The sequence below is a fragment of the Actinomadura sp. 6N118 genome, from assembly GCF_044326415.1.
Lineage (GTDB): Bacteria > Actinomycetota > Actinomycetes > Streptosporangiales > Streptosporangiaceae > Spirillospora.
On sequence record NZ_JBIRAZ010000021.1, the window covers coordinates 25,675 to 52,674 of the forward strand.

Genomic DNA, 27,000 nt, shown 5'->3' on the forward strand with positions numbered 1-27,000 from the left:
ACCGCTCCTTCGTCCCGGGCGAATACCCCGCCACAGGCGAAACTACGACAGCGATCGGGAACCTTCCACTGTCGCCTTTACCACCGGTCCCAGTGGAGGACCTGGTCGCGTGGGATGCGGGGCGCGGGCTTGAAGTCGGTGCCGATCGTATGGGCGAGCGGGATGAACGCGGCGAGCATGACCTCGTTGTAGGGAACGCCGAGCGTGGTGGAGAGCTCGCGTTCCAGCGGTCCTTGGGCGGTGGTCCATGTTGTGCCGAGGCCGCGGGCGCGCGCGGCGAGCATGAAGCTCCATGTCGCGGGAAGGATGGAACCCCATGTTCCGGATTGCAGGGCCGCCGAGGCGCGGTCGGTGCGCCCTTCGATGGCGGGGATGACGAACGCCGGGACGCGGTGGATGTTGTCGGTCAGATGCTGCAGACCGTCGAACACGCCCTGGGTGGAGCGCGGAGCGTGGTTCATGCGGCGGATGTCGTCCTCGTTCAGCGGCTGGCCCTCGGCGGCGGCGAGCGCGCGGCGGAAGATGCCGCCGACCTTGCGGCGCAGGGCGGGCTCAGTGACCACGATGAAGTGCCAGCGCTGCCGGTTGCGCCCAGTGGGTGCCTGAGTGGCCAGGTCGACGCACTCCTCGATGAGTCTGCGCGGAACGGGTCGGTCGAGGTCGAGCCGCTTGCGGACGGCTCGCGTGGTGGACAGCAGTTCGTCGGGGGTGAGGTCAAGGGTCATCGTGATGCTCCTCAGGCTCGGGTGGAGGTCGTCGGCTCGGCGGGGACGCGGAGGCCGGAGCAGCGAGAGGGCCCCGGAAGCCCGCCGCCACGCCGATGTAAGCCAGCGGCATCACCACAAGACTCCATCTTTGGAAAGATTATCTGTGAGCAGACGATTGGAACCGTATGACTGCCAATGATCTGCTGTCAAACAATCTTCTCAAAGAAGGTTCTGATAACCTCGGGCAGGTCGACTGAGCAGGAGACCCATGCCGTCCAAGACCGTCCGCCCGGCGTACTTCCCGGCGCTCGCGGCCGAACGCCCAGACATCGCGATGTGCCGGGCCTCGGCGTACCTGGCTCGGGCCGCCGACGCCCACGCCACCCAGCACGGCCTCGGCGTCGGTCAGCATCTGGTGCTGAAGATGCTCGACGCCGTCGGCCCCTGCTCCCAGCAGGTGCTCAGCGAGGAGCTGCGCATCGACCGCAGCGTGATGGTGAACGTGTGCGACGACCTGGAGCAGTCGGGATTCGTACGCCGCGAACGCAACCCCGACGACCGCCGCTCTTACGCCGTCACCATCACCGACGAGGGCCGCGAACGCCTCGCCGAGGCCGAAAGCACCGTCTCGTCCTACTTGGACGAGACCTTCGCCCCCCTCACCACCAGCGAACGCGCCCAACTGGCCGCGCTCGTCAACAAGCTCCTGGAACTTTGATCCAAGGCCGAGCGGCGGCGGAGGGCACCTGCCGACTTGCGTCGTCGACTGCTGCACGCCGCGAGTCGTTAGGCGTGATCAGCCGGGATCATGAGGCCGCAGGCCGGTTCCCAAACCACGGGCCGACCGCCTCTGGGGAGGCTTGTGTTTCCGGCGCTGGGGCGTTGACGGCCTCGACCAGCGGGGCGGCGTTGGTCCCTCGGGGCGGAGACGTCGCCTGGTGAGGGTTGCAGGCCACCGTTCCGCCGACGTGCTCCCACCAGCCAGGACCGTAGGTGATGGGCTTCCGGCAATGACGGCAGATCGGCTCCTCAACCATGGCGTTGATCTGGATCAAGGACCTCACCCGCGCCCGTTGATCACAACTCGATATGTGTCCTGGACGTGAAGCCTGTCCTGCCGATCGTGTGAGCCAGATGACGGTCAAGCGGGCCAGGTAGATGGTGTGGTGACCTCAGTGCTGGATCAGGCCACCGACCGGGACCGGAGCGACATGGCCGGTTGCCGGGAGCGTCTGCCACAGGGTGAGGCCGATGTCGACCAGCGATGACCGGCGCAGGTGAGCGACGTCGGGGATCGGAGTCCAGGTCGGCTCAGCGGTTTCGCCGTTCGGCTCAGCTCGAAGTTGCCCGCCAGTGATGCGGACCTGGTAGAAGATGCCGACATTCTGGTGCTCGGGTCCGCCGGGGATGGCGCGCTCAGCCGCAGGGATGACCCTTGAGTCCACGCCCAGCAGGCGTTCGACCACCGCGTCGCAGCCGGTCTCCTCAGCGACCTCCCGGATCACCGCGTCGAACGGATCCTCCGCGTGCTCGACCCTGCCGCCCGGAAGTGTCCAATTGGTCTCGCCCTTCGGTGGTATGTGACGGGCGAGCAGCACGCGCCCGTCCTCGATGCACACTGCATACGCCGCCAGCCGGAAGCTCATCCCCGTATCTCCCCATACCTCCGGAACGCGGCATGCGCGCTCGGCGTAGCGGCCATGGTGAGGGCCAGGGCTGTCCAGAACGTCGTGGTCCGGCCAGGACGCATCAATGATCAACTCCTCGGGGGGAACGCAGGACGAGCGTGATGATGAGCAGGAACGCCACAAGCGCGGTGACGGTGCGGACGATGTTGAAGGCCTCCCACCGCTGGAGGATCTCGGCGTGGTCGGGCGGGGGCGCAGTGACCGCCCAAACCTTGATCTTCTGGTTGATCGGGACGTTGCCGAACCGGGTGACCAGGAACGACACCACCGCCAGCCCGCTGGCCGCACCGGCCAGCAGACGCGGTGTTCCGTGCGTCGACACCGCCAGGTCGAGCGACCATGCTTGGGTCGGTCTCCACGGCGAACCCGCCCGCGCCACAGTCAGGCTGAAAGAGGCTGAGGATGAGGTGATCCTCGTCCAGGAGCCAACAATCCTCTTCTGGAAAAGTCGATATCGGTTGTTTATGCGCGCGGGAGGTACCGGACGTTCTCGCCAGGTGCGTCATTAGCTTGGGCGAAACCTCCACGAGCGTCTCGTCGTCGGACAGGCGCACCTGCCTGAACTGGTTGAGAAGTTGATTCCGAGTCGGATGATGGGAGTGGTGACACATTCTCCGTGGTGCCGCGCCCCGGAGGGTTGTCGAACGGTGTGCCGTGGTGTAAGCGGAACACCCGTGCGATCAACCGGTGATTATGCGCTGAGTCTGGTGCTCTACCGGAGAGTGACTTTTGTCCCCACGCGGCCACGCAGTGCGAAGTTAGGCAGTTCGAATGGCAGGCGGCTCATTGCTGGCCGATTGTGTCGACACGATCCTTGATGTCGGAGTATTCATTCTCCACGTCAGTGAGGATCGCGTTGAGGGTGCGCCCCTCACGTCGGCCAAGATGTGTCTCTGCGATCTGGGCGATCGTGGGCTGTGGGTCGGCGCCCTTATAGGACGCGCCGTACATCACGGCCTCGTAGGGCCCGATGCCGGCAGCGAGCAGGTAAATCAGGTCGCACAGGTCCGTGGCAACCGGGCCGACGTCGCCTTCGCTTTCAAGGAAGATGACCGGCTGCTGCTCAACCGGACGTCCTTCGTGGACCAGCCAGAAAGCGACCAGACCGCCGTGGCCGTCCATGCCGAACACGCGGAGCTCTCGCTCGGCTGTGGGATTGCCGGTCCACGCCGTCGGCCCGCCGGACTCGAAGCGGTCGTACAACTCGAAGTCGATTTCGCCGAACCCGGAGGCGCGCTGGTGGGCGTTCAGCGCCTGCAAGGCGGCAGGAAAGGGCTCGTTGACATCCGGTTCCGCCAAGGGCGGGATCATCCGGGGCGTTGGCGCGGTCGCGATGGCCTGTTCCGCAGCTCGCAGCAACTCAGGGTCGTCCTCGGCCATTTCGTTGAGCGAAAGCAGGTACCAGATGAAACGGCCGTCGGCAAAATAGCGCACCTCAAGTATGCTTCGCTCATCGCGGTGCAGGACGTGGACTATGTTTCCATACTCTTCAACCCTGCTTTCCAGCGCCCGCGTGCGAGCCTCCTGCTCGGGCAGTGCAGTGGTGAGGCCGTCTCGAACTGGCCGCGTGTAGCCGTCTTGGACGTATACGTTGGTGAGATAGCCGAGCACAGCACCACGACCACGGACTCGGATCGAGGGATAACAGCCGGGGACCCGCACGGTTGCCTGGTAAGCGAGCGACCACTCATCGAAGCCCACGCCGTCCCAGCCATCCCTATCGGAGAATGTCGGAGGCGGCCCGAGGTCGTAAGTCCGATGCAACTCGGTTAGCCGCGGATCGTCAGTGCGGCAGCCAAGCAGGTCGTCGAACAGTTCGAAGGAAGGCGGTTCGATCACATCCAAACGGTATCGTCCCGCGTCAGGTTTATCGGCGGCTGAGCGCGTTTGAGACCGATCTTGTTGTTCGTATTCGAGGGGGCGCGGTCCTCGACGGGTGGCGGACCGTCCACCGCGGGCGAGGCGGCGGGTCATGAGGCCGATGGCGGCCCATCGGATCATGGCTTCGCTGGTGGCGGGGTCGCGTTCGTAGTCGCGGGCCAGCCGCCGGTGTGCCGTCAGCCAGGCCAGCGTGCGCTCCACCGCCCAGCGGCGCGGCAGTACGGCGAACCCCTTCTGATCTGCGGGCTTGCGGACGATGTCGATCGTGGTGCGCAGCGTGTCGGCCGCCCAGCCCAGCAGCCGTCCGGCGAAGCCGGCGTCGGCGAACACGAAACGTCAGGTGGGCGAGGTCAGATACAGCCCCAGCAGTGCACTCTTGGCGCCGTCGCGGTCCTGGACGCTCGCGGCGCACACCGTCACCGTGATGGGCAGGCCGAGGGTGTCGGTGACGATGAAGCGCTTGCGACCGGCCACCTTCTTGCCCGCGTCGTACCCTCGCGTGCCGCGGCTCACGGTGTCGGCCGCCTTCACACTCTGGGAGTCGATGATGCCCGCGCTGGGGTCGGCGTCACGGCCCTCGGCCCGGCGGACCTGCTGCCGGGACGCGTCCAGCATTCGCAGCGTGACCCGCTGCTTCTTCCAGCGCACGAAGTACCAGTACACCGTCTGCCAGGGCGGGAAGTCGGTGGGCAGCTGCCGCCAGGCGCAGCCGGCTCAGGAGCGTGGATGTTCCGGCCACGTCTACGGGTGATGGGCTGGATCTTGTGAGGGCGTGTCACGCATCAACCTGGAGCGCTGCCTGATGTAGGAGTGCTCTAAGCGTCGCGGGTGCGTAGTAGTAGGCCGCCGGCCAGGAGCGCGGCGGTGGCCCATCCGGCGGTTACTCCGAGGCCGGCCCACGGGCTTATGGGCAGGTTGCCGAGATCGGTGGTGGCCTGGATGGTGAGCCCGGCGCTCATCGGCGCGATCTTTCCGAGCAGGCGCTGCCAGTCCGGATCGCTGATGGTCTGGGTGATGATGGGGACAATGTAGAGCAGGCCGAGGACGATCCCGATGCTGGTGGCGGAGTCCCGTACGGCGGTCGCGATACCGAGACTCAGAAGGCCGATCAGAATCAGATAGAGGACCGTCCCGAAGACCGCGCGCAGCGTTCGCCCGTCGGACAAGGACAGGGCCTGGTCGCCGAGGTCGGGCAGGATGAGCCGCCCGGCGAGCACCGAGCCGAGGACGGCGACCGTTCCGCTGACGGCCACGACACCGGTGAGAGTGATCGCCTTGGCCGTGAAGGCGGTGGCTCGCCGCGGCATCGCCGTCAGGGTGGTGCGGATCATGCCCGAGCTGTACTCGCCGCTGATGATCAGCACTGCGAGGATGGCGACCAGCGCCTGGCCGATGTAGACGCCCATAAGGCTGAGCTTGGTCGTGTCACCGCCGCAGCCACTGGCCGTGCAGTTCACCACCGAGGCCGCCACGGCGCTCAGGGCCACCATCGCCGCGACGGTACCGAGCAGCAGCCACAGAGCACTGGCGACGGTCCGCATCTTCGTCCATTCCGCGTGCAATGCCAGTCTCATGCGTCCCTCCTGTTGAGAAGGACGGCGGCCACGGCCAGGCTTGCCACCGCGTAGCCGGCCAGCACGGCGAGACCGGCCCATGGCCCCAGCGGGTAGTAGCCGTAGTACGGCGTGTAGTTGCTTGCGACCTGGTCGTACTCCACAAGCGTCTGCTGGACGGCGAAGGCCGCGCCCGGTGTCACCGTGGCCAGTCCCTTTGACACGCTCGCGGGGATGAACGGGATGGCGATCAGGATGTAGGGCAGAACGATGGCCACGATGACGGTGGTGACAGCGCCCGCACTGTGCCGGAAGATGGCGCCGACGGAGAGGGCCAGGATCGAGGCGGTCGCGAGAAGCGCGGCGGTCCCTAGCGCCACACGTAGTTCGGTTGATGGCGTCACCGGGAAGATGTAGACGCCGTTGGCCCGGGCGAGCCGTTCGCCGAGCGGAGCCGCGGAGATCGCCCCCACCAACCCGGCGACGAAGGTGACGGTCCACAACACGATCGCCTTGGCCACCAGCACGCGGCTCCGCCTCGGACTCGCGGCCAGGGTGAGGTGGATCATCTTGTTCCGGTACTCCGCGGTGATGAACAGGGCGCCCACGACGATCACTGCGATCAGCGCGCCGAACGTACCGGTGAGGATGTCCCGGAGGTGGCCGCCGGTCGGCAGGCTGTCGCGGACAGCGGGCGCTATGTCGCCGGCACCGGTCACCGTGAAGCCACCGCCAGATCCCGTGAACGAACCCGAGCCGTTCTCCGGGTAGCCGGCGAAACTGGAGGATTCGGCTCCCACCTGACCGCCTGTCCAGTTGCCACCGGCCCAGCCGCCCTGGGTACGAAGATCCCCGAAGGTGGCCGTGGACACACTGCCGGCCGTACCCCCGCCGCCCACGGCAGGCGGAGACGCGACGAACAGCCCGACCTGCGCGGTCGATCCGAGCCCGTTCACCTGCGTGGTGCCCACCTTGGTCCAGTTCGAGCCGTCGGTGGAGGCATGGCCGGTGATCGTGTCGCCCGAACGGTCCAGCCGCAGCCAGCGCGGGGACTCGGCGGAGACCGGACCGAGGGGGCCGGCCGTGTCGTTGACGTAGCCGTCCTGCATCCGCACGCCGTGGCTGCCGGTGGCCATGATCGCCGCGTAGGGTGATCCCTGGCGGGTGTTCTGCTTGATGATGAGCCCGGCCTTCGCCCACGGCACGGTGCCGGGCCGCAGGTCACCGGGGCCCTTGGGGATGCTGCTCTTGAGCGCGGAGACGGAGACGGTGATGCTGCCGTTCCCGGCGAGCGGCTGGTGCACGAAGTAGAAGCTGTCGGTGACCGGCCCACCGTCCGGTCCGATCGGAACGGGTGGTGAGCCCGCCTGGTTGCCGCTGAGCCCGACGAGCAGGGCGAACAGCACCACCATCAGCGCCGCCGCCAGCATGCCGGTCACCCAACCCCGGACCGTCCGGAACTTGGTCCACTCCGCGTACAGCACCTGCAGGAAGCCGTACCGCCCGACCCGTTCCCTGGGCCGGTAAGGCGTAACGGTAGGGGCGGTCACCGTGGTACCTCCGTGGGCGTCGCGGCGCGGAATTCAGCCGCGTCGTGAGTGAGCTCCATGTAGACCTGCTCCAGCGTGGCGCGGTGCGCTGATACCTCCGAGAACGGGACCGCGCTCTGGTTGAGCAACGCCACGACGCGACCTGTCGGCAGGCCGGAGACAGTAACGGTGTCCCGGCCGGTAGCCGCCACGGCAGCGCCCGCACGCCCGAGCACCGCCATCGCGTCCGGCCGGGCGGTGGTACGCACGGCCACCCGGTTCCCGGAGGCGGCCGCGAGCAGTTCGGCCACGCCGGCGTCGGCGATGGCCCTGCCGCGCCCGACCACGACGAGATGATCGGCGGTGTCCTGCACCTCGCTCATCAGGTGGCTGGACACCAGGACCGCGCGGCCATCGGCGGCCAGCGAACGCAAGAAGCCGCGCATCCAGATGATGCCGTCGGGATCCATACCGTTGAACGGCTCATCGAGCATGATGATCGGCGGGTCACCCAGCAGGGCCGCGGCGATCCCGAGCCGCTGCCGCATGCCGAGCGAGTAACCGCCGGCCTTGCGCCGGGCCGCCGAGGTCAGGCCGACCTGCTCGATCACCTGGTCCGCCCGGCGCGCGGAGAGGCCTTGTGAATGCGCCAGCCAGAGCAAGTGGTCACGAGCGCTCCGGCTGGGGTGCAGCGCCGCCGCGTCCAGCAGGGAACCGACGTGGCGCAGCGGATGCCGAAGGCTGTGGTACGGCTTCCCCTCGATCAGCGCGGTGCCCGCATCGACCGCGTCAAGGCCGAGGATCACCCGCATCGTGGTGGACTTCCCGGCCCCGTTCGGCCCCACGAAGCCGGTCACCCGCCCCGGACGGACGGTGAACGTCATGCCGTCGAGGGCTCGTGTCGCCCCGTATCGCTTACGAAGCCCGGCGACGACAATCTCTGCGGCGCTCATCGGGGTGAGCAGCCGTGTCGGTGTGATCTCATGCGGGCTGTTGTACATGCCGCCTGGTTCCCGCCCGGTCTCAGCCGCTGCGACGTGGTTGAAACCTGCGACGCGGTTGAAACCTGCGACGTGGTTGAAACCTGCGGCCTGGCATCGTTGAGTGCATGGCACCTCGAACCGACGGCCCGCCCCGCCGCCTTCCACGCACGACAGACGGTGATGTGCAGTGAGGGTCCTGGTGGTCGAGGACTTTGAGGTGCTGGCCCGCTCGATCGGCGCCGGGCTGCGCAGGGAGGGCATGGCCGTCGACGTCGTCCTGGACGGAATCGACGCCCTCGACCGCTTGGCCGTCACCCGCTATGACGTGGTGATCCTCGACCGGGATCTGCCCGGCGTCGGTGGCGACGACATCTGCCGGGGACTCGCCAACGACCGCTCCGAAAGCCGCGTGCTGATGCTGACCGCAGCCGGCACGATCGAAGACCGCGTCGACGGGCTCAGTCTCGGCGCGGACGACTACCTGCCCAAGCCGTTCGCCTTCGCCGAACTCGTCGCCCGTGTCCGGGCACTGGCACGCCGGGCCACCCCTCCGCTTCCCCCCACCCTCTCCTGCGAGGACATCACCCTGGACCCGGCTCGCCGGGTGGCGTTCCGTGCCGGTCGGCGTCTCGAGCTCAGCCCGAAGGAGTTCGCGCTCCTTGAATGCCTGCTGGCCTCACCTGGCGTGGTCCTGCCCGCCGAGGAACTACTCGAACGAGTTTGGGACGAAGCGGCCGACCCCTTCACGTCTGCGGTCAAGCACACCATGCACCGGCTACGGACCAAACTCGGCGACCCGCCAGTGATCGAGACCATCCGCGAAGGCGGCTACCGAATCGGATCACCATGACCGACTCCCGGCCGTTCCCCAAACGGTCCCTTCAGGCCCGGCTCGCGCTCTTCTATGCCGCAGGCATCTACGCCGCCGGGATCGTGGTCCTCGCCGTCGTCACGATCCCGCTCGTCGGCATGCAGTCAACCGTTCCCGCCCACACCTCAGCGCCAGGCACGATCACCGGCACTGGTCAGGGAATCGGCCCGCACCAACTCCTTGCTGGCTCCGCCGTCGCGCTCGCCGTCCTCATCCCCATAGCCCTCGCCGCAGGCTGGTTCGTCGCCGGCCGCTTCCTCAGGCCTCTACGGGCCATCACCACCACAGCCAGGGCCATCTCCGCCGGAAACCTCCACCAGCGGCTCGACCTCGGCGAACCCGCCGACGAGCTGACCGAACTGGGCTACATCCTCGACGACCTCTTCGCTCGCCTCCAAGCATCCTTCGACGCCCAACGACACTTCGTCGCCAACGCCTCCCACGAACTGCGCACTCCCCTCGCCGGCCTGCGCACCCTCCTCGAAGTCACCCTCGCTGACCCCGACGCCGACGCCGACACCCTGCGCTCGGCCTGCCAGGAGGCCCTTGCCCTCGGCGAATACCAGGAACGGCTCGTTCAAGCACTGCTCGCCCTGGCCACCAGCGAGCGCGGCCTCACCCGCTGCGACACCCTCGACCTTGCCCAAGTCGTGCAAGGGGCGCTCGCCTCCCGTCGCGACCAAGCAAAAGAAAAAGGAATCGACCTCGCCGAACGCCTAACCCCCGCGGTGACGGCCGGGGACCCGAGACTGATCGAAAGCCTCATCGCCAACCTCATCGACAACGCCATCCGCCACAACCACCCAAAGGGGCACGTACAGATCACCACTCAGACCAGCGGCACGCGGGCGACCCTCACAATCACCAACACCGGCCCAGTCATCCCCGAGGACCAGATCCAGCGCCTCTTCCAACCGTTCCAGAGACTGGCGCCCGACCGTAACAACTGCCGCGACGGCTACGGCCTCGGCCTAGCCATCGTCAACGCCGTCACCCGAGCTCACCACGCCACCCTCACCACCAGCGCAAGCCCCAAAGGTGGCCTGACCATCACCGTACGGTTCACACACCCATCTCACCCAACCCGCACATAAAGATGGATAACGACGCGGAACCTGCGGCCTTTGTGCCTATCTCGCTACCTGCCCGAGGCGCGGCTGACCGACGTGCCCAGCACCGAGAAGTTGCAGCTGGCCGAGGCCGTGATCGCTCATCACGCGCCGGGGCTGCCTGGTGCTGCCGAGGTGCCCGTCCGCCGGTTACTGTCCTGCACGCAAGTCGGCAACGGATCCCACCGTTGCCGGGCAGCGGCAGCGTTAGAACTGGGTGTTGCTGTCGGTCTCGGCCGCGTTTCGCAACTGCTCCTCCGATCTCCCGGTGACACCACGCAGATCCGCGCCGGTCAGATCCGCGCCAATCAGGATGGAGTCGGTCAGATCCGCAAGGGACAGGTCAGCTCCGTGCAGGTTCGCGCCAACCAGGCTCGCTTCGCGCAGGTTCGCGTAGCGCAGGTCCGCGTCGCGCAGGTCCGCGTTCGCCAGGGACGCGCTGTTCAGGTTCTTCCCGTGAAAGTCGACAGCGAGGAAGTCGACCCAGACGTCATCGGGCAGCTTGGCTCGGCCAAGGACCGACAGAGCCGCTTGAGCATCGACGGCCAGCCGGGTCTTGTCCGCACCGGTCGGTGGTTTGTCTTGGGCGTGGCCGCGGATGCAGGCCGACAGGACCTCGGTGATGGTACGGGTGTCCTGGGCGCGGTCTGAGTCGGCCATCAGGCGCTCGAGTGCGTAGATGCCGCCCATTTGCACCTCCGCCCGGCTCGAGCCGAGTTGTCCGAGCCAGATTTGTGATCTTCGAACCGCGCCCCTGCCAGGGGCCGCGGTTTGTTTCGTGAGGTAATTCCATCCTGATCTTGCTGGTCACAGCCTGGTTGCATGCCGCGCGGCGTGATCGAGAATGAGAGAGCTCCTGGTAGATCGAGGTCTGCCAAGATCACGAACACCAGGAGCTCCGTTGCTGTTCTATCGCGCTGCCCTCGATCTGTCTCGCTCGGCCCGCACGTTTGTGGCCGGTCTCATCCGGCGGCACCGCCGAAGGCTCGGGTCGAGATGGCGGCGGGTGACGCCCGAGCGGCAGGCGCTGCTGGTGCTGGTGCACCTGCGCCGCAACGAGACCTTCGCCGGCCTGGCCGCCGCGTTCGGCGTCGGTGCCGCCACCGCGCACCGCTACGTCACCGAGGTCGTGGAACTGCTTGCCGAACTAGCCCCTGACCTGCGTGAAGCGCTGCGGATCGCACAACGTAAGGCGTACGTCATCCTGGACGGGACACTCGCGCCGATCGACCGGCTGTCGGGTACCAACGACCGGCTGTACTACCCGGGCAAGCATCGCCGCCACGGGGTGAACATCCAGTTCCTCACCGGCCCGCACGGCGAGCTGATCTGGGCGTCACCAGCGCTGCCCGGCTCGACCCACGACCTGACCGCAGCACGCGAGCACGGCATCGTCGCCGGGCTGACCGCACGGGCCATCGCCGGTTACGCCGACAAGGGCTACGTCGGGGCGGGTGGCGCGATCGGCACCCCCTACAAACGCAAAAAGCGCCCGCAAGCTGGGCAGACGCAAGAAGCTGTTCAACCGGCACCACACCAAGGTCCGCGCCGTGGGCGAACGCGGCGCCGCCACCCTCAAGCAGTGGCACATCCTGCGCAAGGCCCGCTGCTCACCCAGCCGCATGACCACCATCGTCCAAGCCATCCTCACCCTGCACCACCAGGCCGGATGAGGATGGAATCAGCTCAAGGTGGTCGCAAAGCTCGACCTACCAGGATTTCTCTGTTGTCGATCACGCCGCGCGGGCCGCAACCAGCCTGCGACCAGCAAGATCAAGATAGAAGACGCTCAAGGCCCCGGAGCAAATTGCTCCGGGGCCTTGGTGGCTGTTTAGACAGGTGGGCAGGGGCGGGGTCGAACCGCCGATCTTCCGCTTTTCAGTGAACGGCGCTCGGCGGGGTACGCACCCTGCTTCACCTGGCAAAACTCACTGTGCCCGTGATCCCTGACCAGTGACATGGGCACGTATTCGGCACGATCAAGACTCAGGGCTCTCTGGTGAGCGTCCGTGCGTGGGGGTCATGTGCAGGCGGCGGGCGCCTTGCAGGATGGCGTCCCGAGCGGCTTCAGCGATTGCTTTGGTCATGAAGTGGCCTGTCCAGGTGACCAGGAAGGTGGCCAGGACTAGGGCCGGTGCCCAACGCCAGGTCAGGTGCAGCACGATCCCCTCGAACGTGCCGTGCGGATCGATGACCAGTTCCCAACTGTTGAGATGGGCCGACCGTCCAAGGAAGATCCCGACGGCACAGAGGGCGTGCGCCGCCACAGTGACCCGGCCCTGCCACACTCCCAGCCCGATCCGGCCGAGGTAGCGGCGTACCCCTGCCAGCGCCAGATAGTAGGCCAGCAAGCCCGACCCGATGAACGCCGCGTAGACCGGTAGGACTGCGGTCACCACCGGACCATCGTGATCTGCCGGCCACAAGTCGTAGGGAAGATGGAACAGGTCGGTCACCACGTACGGGGCGTTTGGCAGAAATAGCACGAACAGCACCAGCCCTGCCCACCATAGGGGCGACCGCGACACGGACCGGTCGGCGCCACCTCGGAACAGCCCCCATGCCAGGGCCACCGGAACCCAGGCCAGCAAGGTGTTCCACCCCATCCACCAGGCGTCCCGACGAATAACGCCGCCCAAATTCGGTGCCATCTGTTCCAACAGACCCATGGCCTTCATTGTGCACGAGGGGCTGATTCTGACCATGTTGCGGGAACGCACCGAGAGCGCACCCGCCAATCCCCGGCGCGGCGAGCAGGCGGCCCCGCCTATCACGTTCTGTAGAGGTTCCTCACTCGGTCGTCCGGTGAGGGGACTTGCACCCCGCCGCGTTTTAGGCAGAATCCGCAGTTGCCCCCTGGAGGGCGTGTTCCTGCTGGTCAGGGTTAGTCCAGCCACTCCCTTGGTTGTCGCCACAGAATCGTGCGGCTTGACGCAGAGACTGAGGGGCCATCCCCCAGCGGGGGCTCAGAGGCGCCGGGGAGGCAGTCGAAGAACGTCGTAAACCGGCGAGGACGGCCTCCCTGGCTTCCCGGATGGTGCGGCGGTGAGCCGCTGGACGTACCCCGCCGTCCCCAGGCGCTCCAGTGCGCTGATTCTATCTTGATCTTGCTGGTCGCAGCGTGGTTGCGGTCCGAGCCCTGAGCGAACGGGGCCCCGCCGCGCTCAAGCAATGGCGCATCCTGCGCAAGGCCCGCTGCTCACCCAGCCGCCTGACCACCCTCGTTCAGACCGTTCTCACCCTTCACCACCAAGTCAGCTGAGGATGGAATCAGCTCCGTGTACGGGATCAGTGTCGCCGAGTAGAGACGTTGCGAGATCGTCTAGCTCCGCTGGCGGCGTTGCCTCCCTTGGGATGGCGCGCCGGTAGTAGATCGGTGCGTTGCTGGCGTCCTCCGTTGGCTCTGGGACCGCCTTCGAGCCAAGCAGGGCCGCGAGCGGCTCTCCACAACCATTCCAGCCGCAAGGCCACTGGCCACCTGCCTTAACAACTCCCAGTGCTCCACCGTGAGCGCTTCCGCTCCTGGCTCAGAAAAAGCAAGCGCCTGCTTAGGTGCTAAGAGGGGTTCTGGAACGGTTTTCCCTCTCCAGCATTCATATAACCCGGCGATATATACAGCAATTCTCATTTGAAATCAACGTCTAGTGTCACCTTTACTTATGTTCGTGAACGCCATCCGCACCAAAGCAATCGTCGGCCGACGCACCCCGCAGCGAGCCCAAGGCCCCACCCTTGAGAACCACCTGCGTTTCTCACACCCAACTAACGCCCCGCATGCCGTTCACCTCCTCTTCCTGCAATGACATCTCGTCGCTGCTGCCCTCAGCTATGACCGGTCAACTCCGCCCACACGACCTTTCCGCCGCTTTCAGCCGGGTACCAGCCCCATTGCTCACAGAAGGCACTCACCAAATACAAGCCACGCCCGTCCTCTGAGACGAAATCAGGCAAACGCTCAACTGGCGGTTCCTCGCTCTCATCCCAGACCTCGATCAGCAACTTTCCCCCGCCAAACGACAACCGCAGTCGCACCGTGGCCACGTAGGCAAGTTGCTGGTAGGAAACACTCTGGGGATGCGACGCGTACTCCTGTTGCGCGGTCACGTCGAGTGTGCCCGTTTGCTTGACAGCATTCGTCACGAATTCAGTTATGACCAACTTGGCATTCGTGACGAGTGGCTCAAGACTCCACTTGGCCAATACATCTTCAGTGTGCCGCCTGGCCCAGTAGGAAGCGTTCGGCAGGGCGGCAAGAGGCAACGTGCTTTGATGCGGCCAGGTGTCCATGTGCGGTGACCAATCGCTCTGTGGGGTTGGAAGCAGGGCCGACGCCGGAGCCTGGCTCGCGCGGCGTCCCGGGGGAGAGACTCGCCACGGCATCGGCCCTGCGGTATGGACCGCTGACCAGCGATAACCCTCCCAATGTCGCTGGTCAGCGGCGGTTTGTGGCAGGCGACACAGACTTTTCCATGGGTGCGCTAGGTCACGGAACCCTGACAGACCGTGATTTTGGCCAGGTGGGTTCCCGGTTTGACGGGGAACCTCGCGGAAGGCCCGCCAGCGGGCCATTTGGGCCCTGGCCCCCGGGGTAATGTGCTAAACGGGGAGGTCAATGGCTTAGGCGGACAGGCCCCGGAGGGCAAGCATGCGTGAGCGATCGTCGAGCGCGAAGCGGGAACAGGCAGCGCTGAGCGCGCAGCTTCGAGCCAAAGGCAAGACGTGGCCGGAAATCGCTGCGGTATTTCGGGAGCGTTACCGGGTGAATGCCCGCGTGGCACTTCGCCTTGTGCACGGCATGAGCCAGCGAGACGTCGCTGATACCTGGAATGAGCGTTGGCCCGATGAACCGCGCACACTGAAGCACATCTCCTATTGGGAGCAGTGGCCCAGTAGCACAGGGCACCAGCCGTCGCTCGTCGTGCTCGGTCGTTTGGCTCAGATCTACGAGTGCAGCGTGGCCGATCTATCGGTCGACTGCGCCGACTACCGAAACCTTGACGAGGTATACAAAGCCCGGCAGACAACTCCCGACACGACTCCGGCCGTTGTCGGAGGAGCGGTGGTTACTGATCAAGAGCCTGCCGCGGTACTGGCGGTTCCGCTTGGCCGGTCACCCTCGCTGGTTGGCTCGGTGAACCTGCCGCTGCACGCCGCCGAGACGCTCATCCAGGAGCTGCACCAGAGCGATGTCAACGAAGTGGCGAAGATACTGACGATGTGGGCCGAACGTTTCATCCCCGACCGTGACCGACGGCAGCTGCTGTTCGGACTGAGTGGTGCCTTTGCAGTGGCCGCTGCCGCCCCAATATTTGACCAGCTCGATCCTGATGAACGAGCGCGCATCGCCGGCGTCTTGGCTGACCCCGGCAGGCTCGATGCCGCCACCATCGCGCACGCCGAGCGGATGGTGCACGTCTGCCGCCGTGAGGGTGAACTGCTCGGCCCGCAGGTCACCCTGCAATCGGTCATGGCCGAGCGCAGCGTGCTCCAGAGCATCCTGGCTGGCGGCCCGCCCGATGATCTTCTCGGTCACATGCAGTCGGTCTATGCCGAGCTGACGCAGCTCGCGGGTTGGTTGCTGTTCAACCTCGGCGACTACCAGGCCGCCCAGCACTACTACGAGCAGGCCCGTACTGCGGCGCACGATGCCCACAATGTCGAGTTGGTGACGTACATCCTCTGCACGATGAGTCATCTGGCGACTTGGCAGGGCAGGCCGCGCGTCGGCATCGACCACGCAGTCGCAGCCGAGGTCTGGGCCAAGAAGTCAGGCAGCCCCAACGCGCTGGCTTACGCCAGCGATGTTGCCGCCCGCGCCTACGCTGCCGACAGCGAGTGGGATGCCTGCGACGAAGCGCTCGATAACGAACGCACCGCGCTTGCCAAGATCCCGCCGAGGAACTCGGTGGCCAACTGGTGGCACTTCTACGACGAGTCGTTCTACTGGGGTAACAAGGGGCGCTGTGCGATCGCCCGGGGCAGGGCCAGGGAAGCGCTCGACACCATGGCGCAGTCGCTCGGCTCGATCGACCGCGTCAATGTCCATGACCATGCCATGAGACTCAGCTTCCAGAGCGAAGCGCTCATCTACCAAGGCGACCTCGACGAAGCCTGCCGCATCATAGGAGAGGTGGTACGGATGACGGCTGTCCACAAATCCCGGCGCATCGACCAGCGCATCGTCGCGGTGCGTGACGATCTGCACCGCAGGCACCGTGGCGTCAGGGCAGTGACCGAGCTTGATGAGACGCTCAGGCTCTACCGCGGCCGCTCCTTGCCGAGCGAGCGCAAGAACAAGTCGTAAGCGTCGAAGTAGTCGGTCGACATGCCGGGCCGCTGGCCGATCCGCTCCCACCCCCACGCCTCGTACAGGGCTTGGGCCTTGGCGGCGGTGGGGTTGGTCGCCAGCGTGGCACGCTCCTCCAGGCGGCCGGACAGCAGCTCGTCATGGATTCGCTTGCCGATCCCTTGGCTCTGCCAGGACTGGCGAATCTCGATCTCCGTCAGGATGAAGGTGCGCGTCCCGGTCTCGACCGTGAAGCCTGCGGGCGGCTCGGGCTGGAGACCCTGCCACCAGCGGGTGTTGCCCTCGGGGATCGAGTAGCCGAAGGCGAACCCCACCAGCGCACCACCTGCCCAAGCCGTGACCAGCTCAAAGCCGGCGTACCCCAGGCCTCGTTCGGCGCGTCCACGGAAGGCGCTCGTCTTCTCCGCAAGCGGCTCGACGCCGTAAGCATCGGCGTAGACCTCGCACAGGGCATCCAGCAGAGGACGGGCCGCCTCGCTGGCGTGGTGAGTGAGCACGAGGTCCTGGCGGTCGTCAGTCATGGGGCTATCTTCGCCCGCTTGTGTCGTCGGCGGGAGGGACGGCGGGAAAGGAGTTTGGCGGGCCGCGCTCGCCTCCGGCAGCCGCGAAGGCAATCCGCTGCGCGAATCCCGCCAGCACCAGGGATCAACCTGGAAGACTTGACCGCGAAGGCGACTCGGGGTGTGGTCAGGAGGCTCTAAGGTGGGCGTTGATGCAGGCGCGTTGATTGTCGCAGTCGTTGCTGTGATTGTGGCCATCATGGCTGCCGCCTATTCGCGGCAACAAGCCCACACTGCTTCAGATTCAGCAGTCTCGGCCCTCCGCTCGGCGGATGCTGCGAACGAACAGGTAGTCGCCGCGCGGGAGCAGGTGACGCTCGGACAGCGGCAGCTTGAGCTTGCTGAGAAGATCCGCAAGGAACAGAGCGAGCCGTATGTCGTCGTCGACGTTGAAGCTTCGTATACCGCACGCGGATTCTTGATCCTGGTCATCGAGAATATCGGCACGACGGTTGCTCGCAATGTTCGTTTCGACTTTGATCCACCGCTCCGTAGCGCCCGCCAGTTTAACCTGCCGGTGGCAGACGCCAAGATCCTGAAAGACGGGATTCCGATGCTCCCGCCGAAGCGTCGGTTCGAGCTGCTCTTTGACTTCGGCCCCGATCGATTCGAATCCTCGCTCGAGATGATCTACTCGGTGGCGGTATATGCCGACGGTCCGCACGGTGCTGTGGAACCCATGCGACAAGACATCGATATTAGTGTGCTGTACGGCTGGCACCCCGTATGGTCCAAGGGCATTCACGAAGGAGTCGAGACGCTTCGCGAGATTCAAGGCGACCTCGGGAAGATGCAAGCAGATCTTCGAGCATTGATGCGGCGTCTGGAGACGTCGCCTGATCAGGAGAACGAGTGATCGGGACTACTCCTTAGCCTCCCGTTGTCGACTGCCTTGGCCCGTGCCTCTCTCTGACTTCTCACCAGGAGCAATGGCTGTCGTCCCCAGCACTTTCGCAATGCCCTCACGCCGTTCTTGCAAGCGGCGTTCCTCTTCCTCGAGGCTGGCCATGGCTTGAGCGCAGAGCTCCTCGTCGGCGAGTTTGCCAGCCACCCAGCGTTTGCAGTGCTTCTTCGCCTACCTCGTTGATGGTTTGGCCAGTGATTTGTCGTAATCCTTCGACCTGCCCCCGCAAAGCCGGGTCGATGCGTGGAGCAAAGACGACCGGGGTCGCCTTGGGTTCCGCCCCTTCCGCTGGCGTTGGTGGTTGCGTGCCTGGTTGTTGTTCTCCCATATGAATCCCCTCTATTGTATAGATGATAGTGATGAGCGTATTTATAGCCTAAGTGGTGGGGGGATTCAAATATTCAACGGGTCGTCGCAACTTCCAAAATCGCGCGGCGCGAGGACTGCGTCTTGGCCGCTTTGGGTTGGCGGATCACCCCGGGACGGCTGTGGCGCCAGCCCGGTGACGGCCTCCCAGCCCGCAGTACAGATAACGGGGTGCCTCGTCGCTCCGGGTAGGGCTACGCTAGCCGCATGCTCGTCAGCCCAAGTCTCTACGATGCACCGGTCGATCAGATCACCTACGACATGGTGCGTGACTTTGTGCTGGATGCGGAACAGGCCGACCTGCTTACGGAGTCACTGACACTGGAGCTCAAGCGCGAGCGCAGCGGTCATAACGTGGTCAAAGCGGTGCAGGCGCTGTCCAACGCAGACGGCGGCATTGTGCTTGTAGGAGTGTCCGAAGAGCATTCAGGCGAGGATCGCTTTGTCGGAGTTTCCAAGCGGGAGCCGGATGCCCTGGTTACCCAGATGCGTAGCCTGATGCCAACTGCGCTACCGGAGGTCATTCCGGTCAGGATTCCAAACACCGAGAAGCTCATCGTCGTTCTGCGCGTCGATGCAGATGCCGTTCCTCATCCCGTGGTGGTTAACGGCGAGATTAGGTATCGGGTTCCTGGCCAGAACGTCGCCGTTGACCGCCAACGCATCATTGATCTGGTTGCCCGCGACACTGCGGCGTATCAAGATCTACAGTTCGAGATGGATGACCGTGCCCGGCCGAATATTCCGGACAGCTTTCCGCTCTGGGCGGAGGAGGAACCGCGAGAGATCGCCACCTTGCGTTTTGAGGGTGGACTTACCTTGCCCTACAGGGCGTTGGAACAGCCCTGGCTCGGCTCAGCAGCTAGGAAGGCAGTGATCGACACTCTCGACCGGTCCCCGATCCCTAGCAAGGTATGGGGTCTGGCTCCGCAGCAGGAAGCGTCTCCGCTCGGGTGGCGGATAAGTGAGGCGACATCCACCTGGTTCAAGCTGCACGCCCCTATGGGCGGGAAAGTTTTCACCGCTGGTGACGTGCCTGTTACGGCGGCGGCGTACCTCAGCCTGGCGGGCCGCGAACTCTCGCTGCTGCTTGGCCTGCGCTATTACGATCAATCGGCCAAGGTTGTGCCGATCGGCTTGAGCGACCTCTACCATGCGGTGCTTGCCGGACTGTTGACAATTACGAGCGTCTGCGTGGCCGTTGCAGAATCTATGGATGCAGCTGAGCCAAGCGACCTGCGCCTATATCGGGGTTGGATTCAGCCAGCCAAAGACTACCGCGTAACATCGGTGCTCAACCTGGGTGACTACCCCCGAGACAGCACCGAGCACCCTCCAAGAGGTTACTTCCCGCGCGCTCGATCCAAGGGTCGCACCATTGAGGATCTGGATAGGTTGACTCGGGACTGGATCACGCTGCTGTTGCTTGATCTCGGACTGCGTGACTTTGAGGAATCCTTGGAGGATATTGCTCTTCCGGCATGGGCCACCGAGTTCAGGAATCATCCGTAGACGGATTGCATGTCCGACACCACTCGGTGATCGTCCGAGGGTCAATGTTGTACTCCGCGCCGATCCTTATTCTATTGCGCTTGAGATTCGAGCGGTAGCGCGTTCCCTGAAAGTCAATATGGTAGCTCGCACGCAACGTGCCAAATCCGATGTGGCTCCACAACTCCAGGATATTGCGTTGACTCTGACTGTACTGGCATTGTGATCCACCCATCCATAGCGAACCACCTGAAATGCTGTGGACATCTGCGAGATGATGCTCCATCGCGACGATGTCAAGCCGCAGGGATAGGTCCAGTGATAGCCCTTGAGGTGCTGCCGTCGTCCGATCAAGGAATCGGATGAACGCACTCGGCACCTGGACTTTATCGTCAGCCAGTCGGCATGAGATATGCTTAACGAAGTAGCGGATGGTATTGTCTCGCTCCTCGCGCCAACTCTTGCCCGTACACGTCGGATAGCTTGAATCGTTGGCCGTCCGCGACCCGCCGAGCAGTTGTAGTGATGTGCTCGCTCAGTAGCGCCTTGATAGTCGAATTTGATGTCCTCGGGAACCGGTAGCGGTTCTTGGTCATCCGGCACGAGCTACCCCCAGTACAGGCGAGGTGCAGTTCACGGCTCGTGACAGATGATAGCAAGCTACAACATTTGTCCACTCTCCATTATTCGCGTGTACCGGACCGCCTCTTCGGTTTCGAAGCACCTCACCGTTCGGTGTCCAGTGAGGTGCTTCGCCGGTTGTTCAGGCGTACGCGCCTAGGCGGGCCGCGCACCTACCGCTGCGTGTGCTCGCGGATGTACCGGACGAGGGCGGGGTTCAGCCTGAGCTGGAACAGGGGATGGCCTTGCTGTAGCGGTCAGTGATCTGATCCTGCTGGGTGGTCTCCAGGGTGCGGCCGGTGTACAGCAGCCCGGCGCGGTGAACGCCACGCCTACGATCACTACCAGGCCGGTCACCGATTGCATCAGGGCTGACCGGGCGTTACTGACCGCTGCCACCCTCTGGGCCACTGTCAGCTTGGCGTGCTCGGCGGTCGTCAGCTCGACGCGCTCGCCCGCCAGCCACCTCGAGCCCGGCCCCAGCAGCCCCTACATCACCAGCACCGCCGCACCGAGCACCGCCGCACCGGCCAGCAGCCACCGCAGCGCGCCATCCGGCGCCCACTGCACCGCACCCCATACGGCGGCCAGCACCCCAAGCGCCAGCACCGTCGCCACCACATCTGACACCTTCGGCCGTATCTTCAGCCACTGCATCGCCGCGCCCCCTTCGCGCCGCGCATCGCCCCCGGCTGTCGGCAAGGGTTATACCCACCGCCGGGTCTAGCGGGTTCACAGCCATGGGCCTGTGACAGGCCCATCAATAACACCCCTATTGCCGGTGTCCTGTGCCTCTGTGCAGGTCACGGCTGCGCGGGCCGCGGGCCGTGCGGGCTTGGGATGGTGCGCAGATGACGGCGGGCGCGGCTGGTGGCTTGCTGATGCCAGCGGGGGGGTGGAGGCAGGCAGACCCATGCTCGGCCGCGGGTTTCTTTGGCGTTGACGCTGATGGCGGTGAAGGCGGCCCGGTCGATCAGGCCGGGGCCGTCGCGGACGACCTCCTGTTTCAGGTAGTCGGAGTGATCAAGCCTAGGTCGGCGTGGTTGTTGTTTTCGAGGGCGGTCTTGAAGGTGGGGGCGTCCAGGAGCCGGAAGAGGTGGAGGACGGCGCGGCCGCCGACGCCGTAGGGGTCGGCCTTGACGAAGCCGGCGTGGATGGCGGCACGCAGGCGCAGTTGCGCGGTGGCTGCGGAGATCCGGTTGTACTGGCGCAGTGCCGCGCGCAGTTGGTGGATCCAGTGCCCCAGCAACGGTTCGACGCTGACGTGGGCGGGTGTGATCACCAGGACGGCGTCGCCTCGGTCCTCGTGGTGGCAGCTGCGCAGGGGACGCCGATCTGGGCGAGGGAGTCGGTGACGATCCGGTAGAGCGCGTCGCGCAGGTAGGTGTGGAGCGCCGGGTCATGGCGGCCGAATCAGACGATATCGAGGACGAGCATCGCAGCTCGCGAAAGCGGCCTCGTCACCGGCACGCAACTGAGCGACGAGTTCCACGTCTGGCGGCAGCTGGGTCCGCGCTCGTTCGGGCACGGCTAGGCCACAAGCCGGTGGCCCGGGCGTTCGCAGGGTGCAGATCCGGTGCCCCTCCCCGCGGTCAGCCGCCGGTCGAACGCGCGTGAGCCCGAGCTGGCCCACAGCAGGTAGAGGTTCGCGACCAGCAGCACCGGCGCCACACCGAGGTGGAACGGGCCGCCCACGGTCAGCCCGGCGGTCAGGATCGCACCGGCCATCACGATCGCCAGCCCCGAGGAGGCGAGCCGCGTCCCGGCACCGAGCGCCACCTGTGCGGCCAGCACGCCACGGACGGCCACCCGGCCGCGGATCCGCAGGGTCAGGTACACCGTGTTCACCGCGCCAGCGACGATCGTCGCCAGCGCGAGCCAGCGCTGCGGACCTTCGGTCATTTCCACATACGGCCTGGTGGCGAGATACCCGATCCTGTCCCAGGATCTGCCACTGAACGACCTCATCGACCAGGTCACGGTCGCGGCGACATGGACGAGCAGCGGAAGCGCGGAGACCAGCGCCGCGGTCCCGTACGCCCGGCGGCGGACCAGCCAGACGGCCGCCAGCGCGAAGCCGGTGAGCATCAGCGCAGCGGCACCGCTGGTGGTCCATCCCGAGTCGACGGCAACCGCATGAATGCCCATGCCCTGGGTCGGGCTCCCGGACCAGCTTGTGATCGCGTCCGGCGGCAGTCCCTTCAGTGTGGACGAGGGGCCTGGGCTCGGCTGGCGGCTCGGCGACGGCAGCGGGCGCGGCAAGGGCGCTGGCTCGGGTGGTGAAGACCGGTACGAGGCCACGTCGTCCCAGTACCTGAAGATATCCGTGAACGCCAGCACGACCACGACCAACGCGAGCAGGGCGGGGACGAGAGACAAAAACGTGGGCGCATGGCGGACGGAACGGGCAAACCGGGAGAGCGTCGACATGGCGGCCGATGATATTGGTCAGTCGAGGTGGACACCCATGCCCTCATGCCGCGCGTCCCGCCCGATCGCGGCATACAGGTTGGTCTTGGTCATCCGCGCTCCTAGCCCGCCCAGAGCACATCCAGCGTCCCACCACAACCCAGGCAGTGGGGCCTGTACCTATGCGAATTCCCGGGTTCGCTGCCGGGCCGCCGTGCTGACCGCGTTATGCGGGCTCGTCTCGCCGAGTTCGTCGAGCAGTTCCCGTGCGCACGGAGTGCCGATCCTCGCGATCGCGTCGACCGCCTTCACCGCGCGGGCCCGGGCGCCCCGGTCCGCCCAGCCGGGGATCAGGGCGGCCAGGTCGCGAGCCGTACGGTCGTCGCCGAGCCACCCGAGGGCGGGCAGCGCCCACGGGTCACCGTGCAGGAACAGCGCCCAGCCGAGGTCGGCGAGCGAGCGCCGGTCGCAGGCGTCCCGGACGGCCTCCAGCCGCTCATCCGGCTTCTTCGCCAGCGCGACGAGTCGCTTGGTCGCCGCCTCGGGCAGGGCGAGCCCGGTGTCCGCGATCAACACCTGAGGTAGGCCGTCCGGGTCGGCGTAATCGGGAAGCCGGGTGGCCCTGCCCGGCTCGGTCAGCACCGCCGGCACCTGGCTGGCGGGTGCGTCTGGGACGCGGGGCCGGGTGGACGGTCCCGCCAGTTCGGGGTGGGCCTTGAGCTGCAGGTGCAGCAGACCGGCGGCGAGGAGGGCACTGGTCGAGTCGCTCCCGGCCACCTTGGACAACACCCGGACGGCGCGTACCGGGAAGCGTTCCATCGCCGCGCGCAGATGCTTGCGAGCGTGCTCGCGGTCGTAGCGTTCCAGGAGCAGTTCGAACGCCTCGTCGCTGGGCAGCAGCGAGATCAGCTCGACCAGCGGCTCCAGCCAGAGCTTGTAGACCTTGATCCGGTCCCACGCGCTGACCAGCACAGGAGCGATGGCGGGGCCGACGCCGTCGGCCATCGTCGCGCGCAGGCCGAACGAGTACGCCCCGAAGTCAGAGTCCTCCAAGCGCCATTCGCCGAGCAGCTCCAGGTGCCGCGGCGTGCCGATCGAGGCCCACAGCAGATCGCGGTAGGCGCGCTCACTGCCCCATTCGTCGTCGGGCGGCTCGACGCAGCACTCATCGACCCAGTCATGCCGGGTCGGGGCCAGGTACGAGGCGACCAGCCGCTGCGCCCGCGTCCGGCGGTGGGCGGACAGCCGTTCCACCGCCCGCTCGTACTCTGCGTCGCTCCCAAAGGCCAGCAGGCCCCGGACGCGCCGGAGGCTCACGGAGTCGACCAGCCGGAGGTCGTCAAGGGGGCTCAGCTCGGTCGACGAGGCGATCGAGGCCAGCTCCGCGAGCGCGCAGGCGGCGAAGGCGGGCCCGCGTTCCACGACCCAGCCGTCGGTGAAGATCCGCGCGGTGTCGTACCCCTGGCGCACTCGATCGACGACCGACAGGATCGCCGCGGCCCCGGCCGGGTCGTCCGCGCCGTCGAGATAGGCGCGCGCCTGCGCGACCATCGCCGCATCGCTCTTGCGGTGGGACAGCGCCGACTTGATGGTGCCGCGATGCTCCTTGATCAGCCTCGCGAGGGTATCGGCCGCACCGGCGCCGACCCTGTCATTGGGGTCGATGGCGCCCACCGACCTGTCGGTGACGCCGGTCGCTAGGGGCCGTGCGCCACCGCGACGCGAGTGCAGGTCTTCTCGCAGCGAGTCCGGCAGGACCAGAAGGTCCTCCTCCGGGGGGAAATGATCATCCATGGCGGAGCACTCTAGTGCTCGGTTGAGACGTTGCACCGGGGATGAGACTTGATGCGGGAGAGACGCCTGGAGGTTGTGCGGAGAACCACCCCACGCCGACCTCGAAGACGCCGTCAGCCAGCTCCCCACCGATCAATAAGGCACCGCTGAACTAGGCGAACTCAAACGCGTGTTACCTGGTTGCACGACTCCTACCAACACGCCGTCTTGACAATTCCTCCAGTGAGGTTCCAGCATGGTGGGCCAGATGTCCTACATTTGGAGGTTCTACGGATGGAAGGCTTGGAGGCGCCGCATCGGGCGGTGTCCTTGTCGGCCCAGCTGGTGAGCAGCCTGCGTGCTCACATCGCGGCCGGCCGGTGGCCGGTCGGGACACGGATCCCGCCGGAGAGCGTTCTTGTCCAGGAGTTGCAGGTCAGCCGGAACACGCTGCGCGAGGCCCTCCGCGCGCTCGTTCATCTGGGATTGCTTGAGGCGCGGGCCGGGGATGGCACCTATGTCCGCGCGTCCAACGAGCTGGAGTCCGTGCTGGTCCGGCGCGCGACTTCTGCCCCCAGCGAGGACGTCTTCGAGCTGCGCGCGATTCTCGAGGAGTACGCGGCAGGTCTGGCCGCCGTCCGCCGCACGTCGCATGACCTGGCCGAACTGCGTCGGCTGCTTGGCTGTGCCGAAGAGGCCGACCGTACCGGGGACATGGAAACGATCGCGGCTGTGGACGGCGACTTCCACCGCGCGCTCGTCCGTGCCAGCGGCAACGAACTCCTCACTGAGGTCTACGAATACCTAGGAAGCGCGCTCACCTCCGCCCTCGGCGCGCTGACCTGGAATGCCGAGGCGGCGGCCGAACACGCTCGTCTTCACGCACAACTCGTGGACGCCGTTGAAGCCCGAGACGAGACGGGCGCGCGATCCATGGCCGCCTCGGTGGTGCAGGTCACGCGTCATACCGCTGCGCGGGGAGAGGTATGAGTTCCCAGGAACTCACCGAGACCGCGAAGGACAGCCGGGCCGTCTCCGTCGGGTTGCTGGTCGCGATCGTGCTCGTGGCGGCGAATCTGCGGGCCACGCTCACCGGAGTGGGTGCGCTCCTGCCCGCCATCGAAGACGAGACCGGTCTGGCCTCCGGCGGCGCCGGACTGCTCAGCACCCTTCCCCTTCTTACGTTCGCCGCGACGTCTCCGCTGGTCGGACGGATGTCACACCGTCTGGGTGCCTCCCGCCTGCTCGTCCTGTCGCTGGCCGTCCTGGCCGCGGGGACCGTGCTGAGATCGCTTCCCTCCTTGGTGTGCCTGTTCGCGGGAACCGTGGTGTTGTCGGCGGCCATCGCGTGCGGAAACGTTCTCCTGCCGGCCGTAGTGCGGCGGTCCGTGCCCACCCACCGCATCGGGACCGTCAGCGCCTTGTACGTCACCGTCATGGGGCTCATCGCCGCCGTCTCCTCCGGCGTATCCGTGCCGCTCGCTAATGCCCTGCCTGGAGGATGGCGCACATCCCTTGCCTGGGCCTTGGTCCTGGCGGTCCCTGGATTGCTCGTCTGGATACCCCGCATGCGCGGGGATGCCGGCCGCCCGGCGCCCGCCGCACGCAGAAGCGAGACTCCGTGGCGTTCCTGGCTTGCCTGGCAGGTCACCTTCTTCATGGGGCTCCAGTCGCTCGCCTTCTACTCGGTCATAACCTGGCTGCCGAGCATCCTGGCCGATCAGGGCACCTCCGCATCCGCCGCCGGATGGATGCTGTTCTTCTACCAAGTGGTCGCCTTGCTGGCCGGCAGCGTCGTGCCCTTGCTCTCACGTGGGCACGACGACCAGCGGTGGACGGCCGCGGCCGCGTCGGTCGTCGTCGCTGCGGGCTTCGTCGTCCTCCTGGCAGCGCCGGGGATGTCCTTCCTCGCCTGCACGCTGCTCGGCCTCGGCGGCGGTGCCTGCCTCGTGCTGGCCATGACCTTCCAGAGCCGGCGCGCCGGAGGCCCGGCGCAGGCCTCTGCCCTCGCGGGCATGGCCCAGGCCATCGGTTACCTCGTGGCCGCCGCCGGCCCCCTGCTCCCCGGCGTCCTGCACGACCACACCGGTGGCTGGGGCCTTCCGCTCCTCATGCTGACCGGCCTGTGCTTCGCCATGGCGGCCGCGGGCTTCGGCGCCGGACGCAACATCCAGCTCGCCGACAAATCACCTTCGTGAACCCACACCGGCGGGAGGGAGCGTGCCCTTGCTGACGAGGCCGCCGCGAC

23 protein-coding genes and 2 pseudogenes are annotated in these 27,000 nt (G+C 66.2%); 10 read left to right on the forward strand and 15 right to left on the reverse strand.

Annotated features, from left to right (window positions below; translation table 11 throughout):
• Positions 1–77 precede the first annotated feature (77 nt).
• Positions 78–725 carry a nitroreductase family protein gene (locus ACH34W_RS40725; RefSeq protein ID WP_395966547.1) on the reverse strand — a complete coding sequence of 216 codons (648 nt, stop codon included), beginning with the start codon at positions 723–725 and terminating at the stop codon, positions 78–80.
• A 250-nt stretch (positions 726–975) separates the two neighbouring features.
• On the opposite strand from ACH34W_RS40725, the gene ACH34W_RS40730 reads away from it, so the two are divergent.
• Positions 976–1,425: a MarR family winged helix-turn-helix transcriptional regulator gene (locus ACH34W_RS40730; RefSeq protein ID WP_395966548.1), complete on the forward strand. Its 450-nt coding sequence runs from the start codon at positions 976–978 to the stop codon at positions 1,423–1,425.
• Positions 1,426–1,879: 454 nt separating this feature from the next.
• On the opposite strand, the gene ACH34W_RS40735 is transcribed toward ACH34W_RS40730, so the two are convergent.
• The 6 genes and pseudogenes from ACH34W_RS40735 to ACH34W_RS40760 form a co-directional block, all read right to left on the reverse strand.
• The gene (locus ACH34W_RS40735) at positions 1,880–2,353 is read right to left on the reverse strand and encodes an NUDIX hydrolase (RefSeq protein WP_395966549.1); all 474 of its coding nucleotides are present in this window, start codon (positions 2,351–2,353) and stop codon (positions 1,880–1,882) included.
• Between the two features lie 103 nt (positions 2,354–2,456).
• A complete protein-coding gene (locus ACH34W_RS40740; protein ID WP_395966550.1) occupies positions 2,457–2,717 on the reverse strand; it encodes a DUF1772 domain-containing protein in 261 nt (86 codons plus the stop codon).
• A gap of 461 nt (positions 2,718–3,178) precedes the next feature.
• Positions 3,179–4,975: pseudogene (locus tag ACH34W_RS40745) on the reverse strand (IS5 family transposase); the annotation flags it as partial.
• Between the two features lie 116 nt (positions 4,976–5,091).
• Positions 5,092–5,850 (reverse strand): ABC transporter permease, encoded by a 759-nt coding sequence (locus ACH34W_RS40750; RefSeq protein WP_395966551.1) that lies wholly within the window; start codon positions 5,848–5,850, stop codon positions 5,092–5,094.
• Positions 5,847–7,379 (reverse strand): ABC transporter permease subunit, encoded by a 1,533-nt coding sequence (locus ACH34W_RS40755; protein WP_395966552.1) that lies wholly within the window; start codon positions 7,377–7,379, stop codon positions 5,847–5,849. Before ACH34W_RS40755 ends, ACH34W_RS40750 begins: the two co-directional genes overlap by 4 nt.
• On the reverse strand, positions 7,376–8,311 hold the full coding sequence (locus ACH34W_RS40760) for an ABC transporter ATP-binding protein (protein WP_395966735.1): 936 nt from the start codon (positions 8,309–8,311) through the stop codon (positions 7,376–7,378). The genes ACH34W_RS40755 and ACH34W_RS40760 overlap by 4 nt, the downstream gene beginning before the upstream one ends.
• Positions 8,312–8,528: 217 nt before the next feature.
• Between ACH34W_RS40760 and ACH34W_RS40765 the strand changes: the two genes are divergently transcribed.
• Positions 8,529–9,191, forward strand: coding sequence for a response regulator transcription factor (locus ACH34W_RS40765; RefSeq protein WP_395966553.1), 663 nt, complete (start codon positions 8,529–8,531; stop codon positions 9,189–9,191).
• A complete protein-coding gene (locus ACH34W_RS40770) occupies positions 9,188–10,306 on the forward strand; it encodes a sensor histidine kinase (RefSeq protein ID WP_395966554.1) in 1,119 nt (372 codons plus the stop codon). The genes ACH34W_RS40765 and ACH34W_RS40770 overlap by 4 nt, the downstream gene beginning before the upstream one ends.
• Before the next feature lie 222 nt (positions 10,307–10,528).
• Here the strand turns inward: ACH34W_RS40770 and ACH34W_RS40775 are convergent, their stop codons facing one another.
• Positions 10,529–11,011 (reverse strand): pentapeptide repeat-containing protein, encoded by a 483-nt coding sequence (locus tag ACH34W_RS40775; RefSeq protein ID WP_395966555.1) that lies wholly within the window; start codon positions 11,009–11,011, stop codon positions 10,529–10,531.
• 211 nt (positions 11,012–11,222) lie between these two features.
• Here ACH34W_RS40775 and ACH34W_RS40780 point away from each other — a divergent pair.
• Positions 11,223–11,994 (forward strand): annotated as a pseudogene (locus ACH34W_RS40780) (transposase family protein).
• Positions 11,995–12,300: 306 nt separating this feature from the next.
• Here ACH34W_RS40780 and ACH34W_RS40785 read toward each other — a convergent pair.
• Positions 12,301–12,927: a DUF1361 domain-containing protein gene (locus ACH34W_RS40785; RefSeq protein ID WP_395966556.1), complete on the reverse strand. Its 627-nt coding sequence runs from the start codon at positions 12,925–12,927 to the stop codon at positions 12,301–12,303.
• A 515-nt stretch (positions 12,928–13,442) separates the two neighbouring features.
• Between ACH34W_RS40785 and ACH34W_RS40790 the strand changes: the two genes are divergently transcribed.
• Positions 13,443–13,583 (forward strand): hypothetical protein, encoded by a 141-nt coding sequence (locus tag ACH34W_RS40790; protein ID WP_395966557.1) that lies wholly within the window; start codon positions 13,443–13,445, stop codon positions 13,581–13,583.
• A gap of 560 nt (positions 13,584–14,143) precedes the next feature.
• On the opposite strand, the gene ACH34W_RS40795 is transcribed toward ACH34W_RS40790, so the two are convergent.
• Entirely contained in the window at positions 14,144–14,608 is a 465-nt protein-coding gene (locus ACH34W_RS40795; protein WP_395966558.1) for an ATP-binding protein, read from the reverse strand.
• A gap of 358 nt (positions 14,609–14,966) precedes the next feature.
• On the opposite strand from ACH34W_RS40795, the gene ACH34W_RS40800 reads away from it, so the two are divergent.
• Positions 14,967–16,625: a hypothetical protein gene (locus ACH34W_RS40800; protein WP_395966559.1), complete on the forward strand. Its 1,659-nt coding sequence runs from the start codon at positions 14,967–14,969 to the stop codon at positions 16,623–16,625.
• On the opposite strand, the gene ACH34W_RS40805 is transcribed toward ACH34W_RS40800, so the two are convergent.
• Positions 16,580–17,149, reverse strand: a complete 570-nt coding sequence (locus ACH34W_RS40805; protein ID WP_395966560.1) for a GNAT family N-acetyltransferase — start codon at positions 17,147–17,149, stop codon at positions 16,580–16,582. The genes ACH34W_RS40800 and ACH34W_RS40805 overlap by 46 nt on opposite strands.
• 181 nt (positions 17,150–17,330) lie before the next feature.
• Here ACH34W_RS40805 and ACH34W_RS40810 point away from each other — a divergent pair, with 181 nt between their 5' ends.
• Both ACH34W_RS40810 and ACH34W_RS40815 read left to right on the forward strand, forming a co-directional pair.
• Positions 17,331–18,044: a hypothetical protein gene (locus tag ACH34W_RS40810; RefSeq protein ID WP_395966561.1), complete on the forward strand. Its 714-nt coding sequence runs from the start codon at positions 17,331–17,333 to the stop codon at positions 18,042–18,044.
• 621 nt (positions 18,045–18,665) lie between these two features.
• Positions 18,666–19,970, forward strand: a complete 1,305-nt coding sequence (locus ACH34W_RS40815) for a helix-turn-helix domain-containing protein (protein WP_395966562.1) — start codon at positions 18,666–18,668, stop codon at positions 19,968–19,970.
• Between the two features lie 1,089 nt (positions 19,971–21,059).
• Here ACH34W_RS40815 and ACH34W_RS40820 read toward each other — a convergent pair.
• The 4 genes from ACH34W_RS40820 to ACH34W_RS40835 form a co-directional block, all read right to left on the reverse strand.
• A complete protein-coding gene (locus ACH34W_RS40820; protein WP_395966564.1) occupies positions 21,060–21,227 on the reverse strand; it encodes a hypothetical protein in 168 nt (55 codons plus the stop codon).
• 349 nt (positions 21,228–21,576) lie between these two features.
• Complete coding sequence (locus ACH34W_RS40825; RefSeq protein WP_395966565.1) at positions 21,577–21,852, reverse strand: hypothetical protein; 276 nt, start codon at positions 21,850–21,852, stop codon at positions 21,577–21,579.
• A 248-nt stretch (positions 21,853–22,100) separates the two neighbouring features.
• A complete protein-coding gene (locus tag ACH34W_RS40830; RefSeq protein ID WP_395966566.1) occupies positions 22,101–23,000 on the reverse strand; it encodes a hypothetical protein in 900 nt (299 codons plus the stop codon).
• A gap of 159 nt (positions 23,001–23,159) precedes the next feature.
• Entirely contained in the window at positions 23,160–24,773 is a 1,614-nt protein-coding gene (locus ACH34W_RS40835) for a hypothetical protein (protein ID WP_395966567.1), read from the reverse strand.
• Between the two features lie 273 nt (positions 24,774–25,046).
• Between ACH34W_RS40835 and ACH34W_RS40840 the strand changes: the two genes are divergently transcribed.
• Both ACH34W_RS40840 and ACH34W_RS40845 read left to right on the forward strand, forming a co-directional pair.
• On the forward strand, positions 25,047–25,742 hold the full coding sequence (locus ACH34W_RS40840) for a FadR/GntR family transcriptional regulator (protein WP_395966568.1): 696 nt from the start codon (positions 25,047–25,049) through the stop codon (positions 25,740–25,742).
• Positions 25,739–26,950, forward strand: a complete 1,212-nt coding sequence (locus ACH34W_RS40845; RefSeq protein ID WP_395966569.1) for a CynX/NimT family MFS transporter — start codon at positions 25,739–25,741, stop codon at positions 26,948–26,950. Before ACH34W_RS40840 ends, ACH34W_RS40845 begins: the two co-directional genes overlap by 4 nt.
• Positions 26,951–27,000: the final 50 nt, after the last annotated feature.